The organism is Streptomyces sp. NPDC086787 (assembly GCF_044745865.1).
GTDB lineage: Bacteria > Actinomycetota > Actinomycetes > Streptomycetales > Streptomycetaceae > Streptomyces.
In genome coordinates, this window is the sequence record NZ_JBIVBC010000024.1 from 22,998 (window position 1) to 35,347 (window position 12,350).

The window sequence follows — 12,350 nt, forward strand, 5'->3', positions numbered from 1 at the left end:
CATGCCCTCCCGTACGTTCTCCAGCACCGACCGCCATGTGTCGATCCTCGCCACCGGCGCCCACCTGCCGGGCGAACCCCTCGACAACGACGACCTGGCCCGGGTGACCGGGCCGCTGCCCGACGACGTCCTGGAGGGCATCCAGGTCCAGCGCCGGCACTGGATGGTGGACCCCGACACCGGTGAACACCGCACCAGCACCTCCAAGATGGCCACCGCGGCGGCCCGCCAGGCCCTGGAGCGGGCCGGCGTCGCAGCCGACGAGATCGACCTGATCGTGGTGTCCACCGCCAGCCCCGACTACCTGCTCCCGGTCGCCGGCACCTACGTCCAGGAACAGCTGGGCCTGGAGAGCGTCGCCGTCATCGAGGTCCGGGCCGGCTGCGTCGGCGCCGTACAGGCCCTCGACATCGCCCGCCGCCAGCTCGCCGACGGCACCTACAAGACCGCCCTGGTGATCGGCGTGGAAGCCGTCTCCCCGCTGCTCGCCCCCATCTTCCTCGGCATCGACCCGCACCGCGTACGGATGCGCGACCGGCTCACCGTCTACACCTTCGGCGACGGCGCCGGCGCGGTCGTCCTGCGCGCGGGCCAGGAGGGTTCCGCGCACGCGGGCAGCGAGCAGGTCTTCGCCACCGCCTCCATGGGCGGCACCCGCAAGCCCGGCATGCTCATCGTCGGCGGCGGCACCGACGTCCCGCTCGCCGAACAGCAGCGCCGCAAGCGCCTCATGGACATCAGGCTGGACATCCCCGGCACCGCCACCTTCGGCCCCCGGGTCTTCGTGCGCGGCATCCACGACATGCTGGAACGCTCCCAGCTCGCCCTCGCCGACCTCGACGCCTGCGTCCTGCCCGAGGGCAACGCCGAGTACTTCGCCAGCGAGTACGGCACCGCCGGGCTCTCCGAGGACGACCAGGCGGTCCTCTCCAAGAACATCGTGGAGAACCTCACCGACGTCGGCGCCACCGGCTCCGCCGCCGTCCCCCTCGCCCTGGACGCCGGCTGGACCGAGGGCCGTATCCGGCCCGGCCACAAGGTGCTGCTGCTCGCCATCGAGGCCAGCCGCTACCTCTACGCGGGGCTCACCCTCACCTGGGAAGCGCCGTACCCCGGCAAGTGACGGCCACTCACAGACCGCAGCCCTACGACCCGTAAGGACCGAACGTGTCGACACAGCAGACCGTGCAGACCGCCGCGACCGGTGAGTCCGGACAGAGCGTGGAGGAGCGCAACAAGAAGACCATCCGCTCGGTCTTCGACGTCTTCGTCAACAAGGGCGACTTCTCCATCGTCGACAAGATCTACAGCCCCCAGATGGTCGACCACCAGCCGCTGCCGGGCGCCACCGAGGACCTGGACGGCGTCAAGTACACCATCGCCGGTCTGCGGGAGGGCTTCCCCGACCTGCACGTGACCATCGAGGACATGAGCGCCCACGCCAACTACGTGGTCATCCACAACACCTGGCGCGGCACCCACCTCGGCGACTTCCTGGGCATCGCACCCACCGGGCAGTACATCGAGTTCAAGGGCGTCGTGGTGTGGCGGCTGCTGGACAACGGGCTGATCGCCGAACGCTGGGGCATCGGTGTCGAGGGCAACATGCTGGAGGTGCTCGGCATGCGCCGCCTCGCCCCCGCCGCCCGCGCCGGCGCCCGCTCCGAGGCCCGCCGCGGCGCGAAGCCGGGGACGGTGCTGGTGCCGCTGCCGCCCGGCAGGGCCGGCCGCTGGGCCGAGGTGCAGGCGGAGCTGGCCGGACCGCGCCGGCTCGACTACGAGGCCTCGCGCCGGCGGGCCGGCATCGTCCAGGAGTCCTTCGCCGTGCAGCGCGTCGGTGCGCAGGACGTGGCGGTGCTCCGGCTCGAGTCCCGTGACCCGGCGCTGTCGGGACGCAAACTGCGCGACTCCGGCCACGAGTTCGACGCCTGGCTGCGCACGGCCGCCGTGGAGGTGTTCGGCACCGACCCGTGGGCCGCGCTCGCCGACCGGGCCGCCGCGGAGCAGGGGCACCACTGGTCGAACGTCGCCGCCGAGCTCACCACCCGCTGACCCCCGTTCGCTGCCGGTCCGTCAAGTCGGCAGCCCGGCACCCGCGTTGCCGGGCCGGGCTGCTGGCTTCCCCGAATATATCAATGCTAGGATTTCTAATAATGGCAAGTGCCCGGGGGAGTACCACCCGAACCGCCAGCCCTCCCAGGCCCGCACGGCTCAGGAAGGAACCGATTCATGCGGCAACGTAAGCTCGGCAGCCAGGGACTCACGGTCTCCGAGCAGGGCCTCGGATGCATGGGCATGACCTTCGCCTACGGCCCCGCCGACGACGCCGAGGCCCTGCGCACCGCCCACCGGGCCCTCGAACTCGGCGTCACCCTGCTGGACACCGCCGACTTCTACGGCCCGCACACCAACGAGGAGTTCGTCGGCCGGGTCATCGCCGGCCGCCGCGACGCCGTCACCGTCTCCTCCAAGGTCGGCAACGAGATCTCCCCCGAAGGCACCATCACCGGACGGATCAACGGCCGCCCCGAATACATCCGGGCCACCGTCGACGGCACCCTGCGCCGCCTGGGCACCGACCGGCTCGACCTGTACTACCTGCACCGCGTCGACCCCGACGTACCCGTGGAGGACAGCATCGGCGCCCTCGCCGAACTCGTCGCCGCCGGAAAAGTACGCCACATCGGCATCTCCGAGGCCGCCGCGCCCACCATCCGCCGCGCCCACGCCGTCCACCCCCTCAGCGCCGTACAGACCGAGTACTCGCTGTCCACCCGCGACGTCGAGGTCAACGGTGTCCTGGCCACCGTCCGCGAACTGGGCATCGGCTTCGTCGCCTACAGCCCCCTGGGCCGCGGCCTGCTCACCGGCCGCATCCGCAGCCTCGACACGCTCGCCGCCCACGACTTCCGCCGCAACGTCCCCCGCTTCCAGGAGGAGAACCTCGCGGCCAACCTCACCGTCGTCGAACGCCTCGACGCGCTCGCCGCCGACAAGGGCGTCACCACCGGGCAGCTCGCCCTCGCCTGGGTCCTCGCCCGCGGCCAGGACGTCATCGCCATCCCGGGCACCAAGCGCGTCGCCTACCTGGAAGAGAACGCCGCCGCCGGCGACGTGCACCTGAACGCCGGCGACCTGGCGGCACTGGACGAGATCGCCCCCTACGGCAGCACCGTCGGGGACCGCTACCCCGCAGGCGCCATGGCCACGCTCAACCGCTGACCCGGGGCCACGGACGCGAAGGTGACTGAGGAGCAACCATGGTGAACATCACGATCATCGGCGGCGGGATGGCCGGCCTGACAGCGGCGATCGCCGCCGCCGAGCAGGGCGCCCACGTCACCGTCCACGAGGCGCACACCCACCTCGGCGGCCGCGCCCGCTCCGCCGAGGCGCCGTACATCACCAACGACGGCCCGCACACCATCATGAACAACGGCGAGGCCTGGCAGTGGCTCATCTCGCGCGGCGTGGCCGGCCACTACGTGCGCCTGTCCTTCCACGAGTGGACCCGGATGCGCTTTCGCCACCAGGGCAGACTGCGCATGACCCTGCCCCCCGGCTACATGCGCATGACCCTCCTCAACCGCGACCGGCCGGTCCCCGTCGACCAGTCCTTCCAGGACTGGGCCTCGAAGATCTTCCCGCAGCAGACCGTCAACGAAGCCCTCGGCTTCCTCGGCCCGATCGTCTTCCACGGCGACCCCGGCACCCTGTCCGCCGCGTTCGTCTGGGAACGCCTGCTGCGCGTGGGCACCCCCAAGTTCCCCCTGCCCAGCCGGTACTTCATCGGCGGCTGGGGCCAACTCGTCGCACGCATGGCCCGCGTCGCCCGCCGCCACGGCGTCGTCATCGAGACCAACTCCCGCCTCACCGAACTGCCCACCGGCAAGGGCCCGGTCATCGTCGCCACCTCGCTCGCCGCCGCCCGCGGCCTGCTCGGCGACAGCACACTCGACTGGCCCAGCGGCACCGCCGCCCTCGTCGACATGGCCGTCACCCACTCCAAGAAGGACGGCAACGTCTCCTTCGACATGGACGAAGGCGGCTTCACCTCCCAGTACTCCGACCACGACCCCTCCCTCGCCCCCAAGGGCGAAGCCCTCTTCCAGGGCGCCATGCCGCTGCGGCCCGGCGAGAACAAGGCCCAGGCCGTCGAACGGCTGGAAGGACTCTTCGACCTCACCACCCCGGGCTGGCGCGAACGCACCCTGTGGCGCCGCGACGGCGTCTCCCGCGGCCGCACCGGCGCCGTCGACCACCCCGGCTTCAGCTGGCGCGACCGGCCCGCCATCGACCGCGGCGACGGCGTCTACCTCATCGGCGACAGCGTCGCCGCCCCCGGCATCCTCGCCGAGACCTCCATCAACAGCGGCCTCAAAGCCGCCGAACTCGCCGTACGAGCACGGCCGGTGAGCACACCCAGCCCCGCCGCCCTCGGCCGGTGACCACCTGACCACCCGTCCCACCAGACCCCGTGAAGAGGGGGTGCACCCATGCGAATCACGCTGTCCCAGCGCGACACCCCGGACTGGCAGGTCGCCGCCGACCTCGTCCAGGACGTGTTCGCCGCCCAGTACGACGCCCGCATCCGGCCCAACCCGGACGCCTTCCTGGCCTACTTCGAGACCGCGGAGGACGGCTCCGAGGCCGCCCTCGCCTGCGCGGGCCTGTCCTTCCCCGAACAGGAAGGCATCCTGCTGGAACGCTATCTCGACCGCCCCGTCGAACAGGTCATCGGCGACGAACTCGGCTCCCCGGTGGCCCGCGGACAGATCCTCCAGGTCGGCAACATCGCCTCCGTCCGCGCCACCGCCGGCGGCGAGATCATCAAGGCACTGCCCCTGGTCATGGCCTGCCTCGGCCGCCCCTACGCCGTCATGACCATGACCGGCCGGCTCGCCATGCTGATGCAGCGCCTCGGCGTGGTCTTCCACCCCCTCGTCGACGCCTCCAGCGACCGCCTCACACCCGAAGAGGCCGCCGACTGGGGCTCCTACTACGACACCCGGCCCGTCGTCGGCTGGGCCGAGGCCGCCGCCCAGAGCACCCTGCTGCTCGCCGCGATCGGCCGCTACTGCTTCGAATCGGTCGACATGCGGTTCGTCGGCAACCGCCCCGAGCAGAGGGTGCTGACCCGTGCAGCCTGACACCCACACCGTGAACCTGACCGCCCAGCTCCTCGCCCGCGCCGACAGCGACGACACCATGGTCCGCGTCCTGTCCGCCGGCAACACCCCGGACACCGAACGCACCTACCGCTACCGCGACATCATCGGCGCCGCCCTCGTCCTCGCCGCCCGGCTGCGCGACTGGGAACAGCAGCACGGCCGCCCCGCCCGGGTCGGCCTGCTCGCCGAGAACTCCCCGGACTGGGTCGCCGCCGACCTCGCCCTGCTGTTCGCCGGCGCGGTCGAGATCCCCGTCCCCACCGCCTTCGCCGCCGAACAGGCCGCCTCCCTCTTCGAGACGGCCGACCTCTGCCTGGTCGACGACGGCGGCACCGACGCCCTCGCCCGCTGGACCAAGGACCGCACCACCGGCGTACTGCCCGACGGCTGCCCCGTCACCCCCATCGACCTGCCCGCCCTGCTGGCCGCCGCACCCGCCACCGCGCCCGCCTGGCCGGCACCCGCCCACGACGCCGTGGTCAAGGTCATCCACACCTCCGGCACCACCTCCGCCCCCAAGGGCGTACGGATCCGCCGCCACGGCATGGACGCCCTGCTCGCCTCCCTGCGCGCCCGCACCACCACCGCCCTGTTCGAGCGCTACCTCTCCATCGTCCCGCTCAGCCTGCTCATCGAACAGGTCGCCGGCCTCTACATGCCCTTCCTCGCGGGCGGCTCGGTCACCTTCATGCCCCCCGGCACCGCCCTGGTCGGCACCGCCGCCGACGCCGCCCCCCGCATGCTCCAACTGCTGCGCCGGGCCCGGCCCACCGCCCTGGTCGTCCCGCCCACCGTCGCCGGACTGTTCCTCGCCCTGTGCGACCAGCAGCCCGAGGAGAACACCACCCAACGCCACCTGCGGATCTTCGGCCACGAAGGCCCCGTCTTCATCGCCTGCGGCGGCGCCCCGGTACCCGCCGAGATCCTCCAGCGCCTGCACGAGCACGGCCTCACCGTCCACGAGGGCTACGGCCTGAGCGAGAACTCCTCCGTGGTCTCCTGGAACTTCCCCGGCGAAGTCCGCTTCGGCACCGTCGGCCGCCCCCTGGACCACGTCGAGGTCCAGCTCGCCGACGACGGCGAACTCCTCATCCGCAGCACCTCCCTGTTCGCCGGCTACACCCGCGAAGACCCCTCCAGCGTCGTCGTCGACGCACACGGCTGGCTGCACACCGGCGACCTCGCCGCCCTCGACGACGACGGCTACCTGCGCATCACCGGCCGCAAGAAGAGCCTCGTCATCACCGCCGGCGGCCGCAACATCTCCCCGGAGTGGGTCGAAGCCCGCTACCGCGAACTCGGCTTCGTCCGCGAGGCGGCCATCGTCGCCGACGGACTCGAAGCCGTACACGGCCTGTTCGTCGTGGAGGCCGGGCTCGACCACACCACCGCCCGCCGCCGCATCGAGGAGTTCGGCAACGAACGCCTCTCCGCCATCGAACGCGCCGCCGTCATCCGCCTCATGGCCGAGGACGACCCCGACTACGCCCGCTGCTTCACCGTCACCGGCCGCCCGCGCCGGGACACCATCCGCGCCCACCTGCTCGGCGACGCCTCCGGTGCGGACGCCGCGGACACCCGTATCAAGGAGAAGGCATGAGCACCGCCGCGAACACCTCGAAGACCGCCGTGAAGACCAGCCCCTACGGCACCGGCAGCGGCCTGCTGGTGCAACCCGCCGCAGGCACCGCCCCCGACGCCGTCGACACCACCGAACTCCTCGCCCTCCTCAAGGAAGCGGGCTTCCTGCTGCTGCGCGGCTTCGACACCGACATGACGTCCTTCACCGCCCTGGTGCAGAACACCTCCACCTCCACCACCCTCGACCCCGCCCGCGACTTCTACTCCGACGTCGCCCAGAAAGTCGACGCCGGCCTCGACGAGGTCGGCCTGCACACCGAGAACGGCAACAGCCCCTTCCGCTCCCACCTCGCCTGGTTCTTCTGCGAGAAGGCCGCCACCTCCGGCTCCCAGACCACCGTCTGCGACGGCTACCGCGTCTGGGACGCCCTGTCCCCGGCCGCCCGCGAGGCGTTCTCCCAGCAGGACATCGTCTACAGCCGCTACGTCTCCGAAACCCAGTGGCGCGGCATGGCCCACCACCTCCTCGGCCGCAGCAAGCCCGCCGAAGAGATCCAGATATCCGAACTCCTCGCCCTCACCGCCACCCTCAAGGGCACCGAGATCGTGCCCGAGGCCGACGGCGGCATCCGCTACTCCTACACCACCCCCGCCGCCGACATCACCGTCTTCGGCACCCGCCCCTCCTTCGCCAACAGCATCCTCGGCCCCTCCTTCAACTACGAGAAGCCGAAGATCACCTTCGCCGACGGCACCGAGTTCACCCCCGAACTCCTCGCCGAGGTCGAGGCCGTCACCGCCGCCCTCACCGAGAACCTCGACTGGCAGGACGGCGACATCGCCGTCATCGACAACACCCGGGTCATGCACGGCCGCCGCGCCATCACCGACCCCCACCGCACCATCTACAACGCACTCAGCTACATCGCCGTACCCGACGCCGCCTGACGGCACCCCCCGGGCCGCCGGACAGAGGCAGAACAGAGGCAGAAAGGCAGAGTGGGGCAGCCATGGACACACGAAAGGCAGCCATGGGCACCGAACCGCACACGTCACCCGCCGAGAAGAACCCCCCGCCCGACCCACGGCGCTGGCGCCTGCTCGTGTTCGTCGCGATCGCCCAGTTCATGGTCCTCCTCGACACCACCGTCGTGAACCTCGCCCTGCCCGCCATCCAGGCGGACCTCGGCGCGAGCGCCACCGCCACCGAATGGGTCCTCACCGGCTACATCCTCTGCTTCGGCGGCCTGATGCTGCTCGGCGGCCGCACCGCCGACCGCTGGGGCAGACGCCGCACCTTCCTGGTCGGCGCCGTCCTGTTCACCGCCGCCTCCCTGCTGTGCGGACTGGCCGGCGGCACCGCCGTACTGATCGCCGCCCGCGCCCTGCAGGGCTGCGGCGCCGCCTTCCTCTCACCCGCCGCCATGTCCCTGGTCACCACCTCCTTCCCCAAGGGCCGCGAACGCACCACCGCGCTCGCCGTCTGGGCGGCACTCGCCGGACTCGGCGGCACCCTCGGCGTCGTCCTCGGCGGCGTCATCACCGACAGCCTCGACTGGCGCTGGATCTTCTACATCAACATCCCCTTCGGCGTCGTCGCCGTCGCCGGAGTACTGCTCCTCGGCGGCCGCCGCGAGACCCTCACCCCCGGCGCTGGCCCCGACTGGCTGGGCGCCGTCACCGTCACCGGCGGCCTGGCCGCACTCGTCTACGCCATCGTCAACATCCAGGACCACGGCTGGCGTTCCACCCCGTACGTGACGGGCCCGTTCGCCGCCTCGCTGCTGCTGCTCACCGCGTTCGTCGTCGTGGAGCTGAAGGTCGCCGACCCGCTCATGCCCATGCGGCTGTTCGCCACCCGCTCACTCGTCGCCTCCTCCGTCGGCCGCATCCTGACCAGCGGCGTGCAGGCCGCCGTCCTGTTCCTGAGCAGCTACTACCTCCAGCGCACCCTGGGCTGGTCCACCCTGAAGTCCGGCTTCGCGTTCCTGCCGCTCGGCGTCATCGCCATCGCCGTCACCGCCCCCGCCACCCGCGTCATGCACCGCTTCGGCCCACGCCCCGTCTACATCGCGGGCGCCGCCGGCTCCGTCGCCGGCCTGTTCCTGCTCACCCAGGCCCCCCACGACGGCGACTACGCCACCCAGGTCCTGCCCGCCCTGCTGATCCTCGGCGCGGCCATGCAGTGCTGCACCATCCCGGTCAACGTGGCCGGCGTCTCCGACGTCCCGCAGGAACAGCAGGGCATCGCCTCCGGCGTGCTCGTCGCCGCCTTCCAGGTCGGCGCCTCACTGGGCGTGGCCACCGTCGCCACCAGCGCCCTGACCCGCACCACCGCCGAACTCACCACCGGCACCGCACCGGCCGTCGCCTGGCTCGACGGACTGCACCTCGGCTTCTGGATCGCCGCCGGCATCGCGGTGCTCAACCTCGTCAACGCCGTCGTCGGCCTGCCCGGCCGGCGCCGCACCACCACCAGCACGGCACAGCCACAGACCACCTGACAGCCCGACAGCCCACTTCCACCCCCCACCCCTTGCAAGGGAGACCCTCATGGCAAGCCCCGGAGACGTTCTGCGGCTGGGCGAGGACCGGCTCACCTTCCTGGCCACCGCCGCCGAGACGGACGGCGCCTACGTGGAGGTGGCCGTGGAGTACTCCCCGGCCAGCATCAAGCCGCCCCAGCACTACCACCCCCGGCAGACCGAGCGGATGCAGGTGGAAGCCGGACGGCTGCACCTCCTGCTGAACGGCACCCTGCACGAGTACGGCCCCGGCGACGAGTTCTACATCCCGCCGGGCGCCGTGCACTCCATCTGGAACCCCGGCCCCGAACGGGCCCGGATCACCTGGCGCACCACACCCGCCTACAAGACCGAATCGGTCTTCGAGACCCTGTGGGGCCTGACCAACGAAGGACGCCTCAAGCCGGACGGCAGCCCGCGCCTGCAGATGCCGCTCCTCGCGCTCGGCTTCCGCGACGAGTACCGGGTCGTCACCGGCCGCCCCTTCCTGGTCGACATGGCACTGTGCACCGCGCTCGCACCGCTGTCCGTGGCCCTGGGCTACCGCCCCACCTACCGCCCCCCGCAGGAACGGCCCGCCGCCCACCCCCAGACGGCCTGACCCGCCCGACTCCGGCCCTCCGGCCGGATTTCGAGTCCCCTGCGAGCCCGCAGCGAGCCGGCGGCGAGCGTGCGGCGAGTGCCGGGCGAGTGCGGAGCGAGGGCCGGACGAGGCACGCGTCCTAGCGTCGGCCCCAGCGGATCCACCGGAAGCACCGGACGGGATCCACCGGATTCACCGCGACGCGTGGAGGAACGGGAACATGGCCAGCGACCAGCACGGATTCACTCTCCCAGGTGCAGATCTCCCCGCGCCCGACGCCGACCTGCGCAAGCGGCGCGAGGCGGTGGTCATGGCGCACACCATCGCCGAGACCCAATGGGACATCGACGGCGTCTTCGCCACGTTCCCGCGCGGCCCCGTCTACCGCATCCAGGCCTTCGAGGAAGCCGAACTGACCGGCCCCGACGCCATCCGCAAGGGCTACTTCGACGACATGCAGGCCGCGTTCCCGAACCTCGAACACGACCTGCTCCACGTCCACCACACCCCCACCGCGGTGATCCTGGAGGCCTGGGCCCGCGGCAAGCAGGAAGCCGACTGGCGCGGCATACCCAACCACGGCAAGTCCATCGACGCCCCGGTCCTGGTCATCTTCCACTTCGACGGCGACGTACTGATCGACGAGACCCTGTACTTCGACATCGCCACCTTCCAGCGCCAGCTCGCCTGAACCCGGGCGGACGGCCCCGCGGGGCCCCCGGCCGGACACGGCCCCGGGGGCCCCGCGGCACATCCGCCCGCCCCGGGGGCCGAGCGGCCGCCGAGCCGGACTCAAGGGGAAGTCGAGTTTCCGTCCGTAGCGTCGTGCGCGCCGGCCCGCCGTGTGCCCGGCCGCCACTGTCGTACGCCGGAATTCGTCCTTGCGACTCTCCGCGACGAGCATCTCGCACCGACCGCCTCCAGAAAGGATGCTCGAATGAGCACCGTCAACCCCCCATCAGCGGGCGGAGGAACGAAGGGGCTGGTCTTCTGGGCCATCCTCACCACAGGCCTCGCCTCCTTCATGGCGGGCCTGGACAACCTCGTGATCATCACGGCGCTGCCCACCATCCGGGAGAAGCTCGGCGGCAGCCTCGCGGACCTGGAATGGACGGTCAACGCCTACACCCTGTCCTTCGCGGTCCTCATGATGTTCGGCGCCGCACTCGGCGACCGGTTCGGCCGCCGCAAGGTCTTCTGCCTCGGCCTGCTGCTGTTCACCGGCGCCTCCGCGGCCGCGGCCCTGGCCCCCGGCGTCGGCGCACTCATCGCCGCCCGCGCCGTCCAGGGCGCGGGCGCCGCCATCGTCATGCCGCTGTCGGTCACCCTGCTGACCGTCGCCGTCCCGCCGGAGAAGCGCGGCTCCGCCCTCGGCATCTGGGGCGCCATCAACGGCCTGTCGATCGCCGCCGGCCCGCTGGTCGGCGGCGTCATCGTCGAGCACCTGTCCTGGCAGTGGATCTTCTGGCTGAACGTGCCGATCGGACTGCTCCTCGCCCCGATCTCCTGGCGCAAACTCGCCGAGAGCAGCATCGCCGACTCCCGCCTCGACGCCGCCGGCACCGTCCTGTCCGGCATCGGCCTGTTCGGCATCGTCCTCGGCCTGATCAAGGGCCACGAGAACGGCTGGACCTCCCCGATGGTCCTCACCGGACTCCTCGGCGGCGCGGCCGTGATGGCCCTGTTCGTCCTGTGGGAGAACCGCACCGACAAACCCATGGTGCCCATGCGGCTCTTCCGCGGCCGCGCGTTCACCGGCATCAACCTCGCCGGCGTCCTCATGTCGGTCGGCATGTTCGGCGCCATCTTCCTGATGACCCAGTTCTTCCAGCTCATCCAGGGCTACTCCGCGATGGAGGCAGGCGTACGGCTGCTCGCCTGGACCGCGATGCCGATGGTGGTCGCACCCATCGCCGGCATGGTCTCCGACCGCATCGGCGGCAAACCCGTCGTCGCCGTAGGCCTCGCCATGATGACCGCCGGCATGGCCTACTGGGCCCTCGTCATGGACCCGGACGTCTCCTACGTCAAACAGCTCCCCGCCCTGATGATCTGCGGCGCGGGCATGGCCATGTTCTACGCCCCGCTGATGAACCTCACCATGGGCTCGGTCGCCGAGCACGAACAGGGCATCGCCTCCGGTGTCACGGCCGCCACCCGCGAGGTCGGCGCCGCCCTCGGCGTCGCCCTGCTGGCCTCCATCTTCAGCGCCAACGGCGGCTTCGCCTCCCCGCAGAACTTCGTCGACGGCCTGGTCCCGGCGATGTGGGTGGGCGCCGCCGCGGTGGGCCTGGGCACCCTGTCCATGCTGATCGTGCCCGGCCGCCACGCACCGGCCGCAACCGCACCCGTGGCCGGCTCCCCGGCCGCCGCACACGACAAGACCCAGCCGGCGGCCACCGCCCGCTGACCGCACATCAGGCGTGGCGCCGGCCTCCCCGCACGGGAGACCGGCGCCACGCGCCAACGCCCCGCACCCGCACAGCTCCC

General features: G+C 71.6%; 11 protein-coding genes. All 11 read left to right on the forward strand.

Features of this window, described 5'->3' with window-relative positions; genetic code table 11:
- Nucleotide 1 precedes the first annotated feature (1 nt).
- The 11 genes from ACIPK3_RS32330 to ACIPK3_RS32380 all read left to right on the forward strand — a co-directional run bounded on the left by ACIPK3_RS32330 (nucleotide 2) and on the right by ACIPK3_RS32380 (nucleotide 12,270).
- Complete coding sequence (locus ACIPK3_RS32330; protein ID WP_402575496.1) at nucleotides 2–1,123, forward strand: 3-oxoacyl-ACP synthase III family protein; 1,122 nt, start codon at nucleotides 2–4, stop codon at nucleotides 1,121–1,123.
- A gap of 44 nt (nucleotides 1,124–1,167) precedes the next feature.
- The gene (locus ACIPK3_RS32335) at nucleotides 1,168–2,052 is read left to right on the forward strand and encodes an ester cyclase (RefSeq protein ID WP_402575498.1); all 885 of its coding nucleotides are present in this window, start codon (nucleotides 1,168–1,170) and stop codon (nucleotides 2,050–2,052) included.
- Between the two features lie 177 nt (nucleotides 2,053–2,229).
- Complete coding sequence (locus ACIPK3_RS32340) at nucleotides 2,230–3,222, forward strand: aldo/keto reductase (protein ID WP_402575500.1); 993 nt, start codon at nucleotides 2,230–2,232, stop codon at nucleotides 3,220–3,222.
- 38 nt (nucleotides 3,223–3,260) lie between these two features.
- On the forward strand, nucleotides 3,261–4,448 hold the full coding sequence (locus ACIPK3_RS32345; protein WP_402575502.1) for an FAD-dependent oxidoreductase: 1,188 nt from the start codon (nucleotides 3,261–3,263) through the stop codon (nucleotides 4,446–4,448).
- A 48-nt stretch (nucleotides 4,449–4,496) separates the two neighbouring features.
- Nucleotides 4,497–5,150, forward strand: a complete 654-nt coding sequence (locus tag ACIPK3_RS32350; protein WP_402575504.1) for a thermostable hemolysin — start codon at nucleotides 4,497–4,499, stop codon at nucleotides 5,148–5,150.
- The gene (locus tag ACIPK3_RS32355; protein WP_402575506.1) at nucleotides 5,140–6,771 is read left to right on the forward strand and encodes an AMP-binding protein; all 1,632 of its coding nucleotides are present in this window, start codon (nucleotides 5,140–5,142) and stop codon (nucleotides 6,769–6,771) included. Before ACIPK3_RS32350 ends, ACIPK3_RS32355 begins: the two co-directional genes overlap by 11 nt.
- Nucleotides 6,768–7,700, forward strand: coding sequence for a TauD/TfdA family dioxygenase (locus ACIPK3_RS32360; RefSeq protein WP_402575508.1), 933 nt, complete (start codon nucleotides 6,768–6,770; stop codon nucleotides 7,698–7,700). The genes ACIPK3_RS32355 and ACIPK3_RS32360 overlap by 4 nt, the downstream gene beginning before the upstream one ends.
- Nucleotides 7,701–7,762: 62 nt before the next feature.
- Complete coding sequence (locus ACIPK3_RS32365; RefSeq protein WP_402575510.1) at nucleotides 7,763–9,256, forward strand: MFS transporter; 1,494 nt, start codon at nucleotides 7,763–7,765, stop codon at nucleotides 9,254–9,256.
- A gap of 49 nt (nucleotides 9,257–9,305) precedes the next feature.
- The gene (locus ACIPK3_RS32370; RefSeq protein WP_402575512.1) at nucleotides 9,306–9,878 is read left to right on the forward strand and encodes a cupin domain-containing protein; all 573 of its coding nucleotides are present in this window, start codon (nucleotides 9,306–9,308) and stop codon (nucleotides 9,876–9,878) included.
- 202 nt (nucleotides 9,879–10,080) lie between these two features.
- On the forward strand, nucleotides 10,081–10,551 hold the full coding sequence (locus ACIPK3_RS32375; protein WP_402575514.1) for an ester cyclase: 471 nt from the start codon (nucleotides 10,081–10,083) through the stop codon (nucleotides 10,549–10,551).
- A 246-nt stretch (nucleotides 10,552–10,797) separates the two neighbouring features.
- A complete protein-coding gene (locus tag ACIPK3_RS32380; protein WP_402575516.1) occupies nucleotides 10,798–12,270 on the forward strand; it encodes a DHA2 family efflux MFS transporter permease subunit in 1,473 nt (490 codons plus the stop codon).
- Nucleotides 12,271–12,350 lie beyond the last annotated feature (80 nt).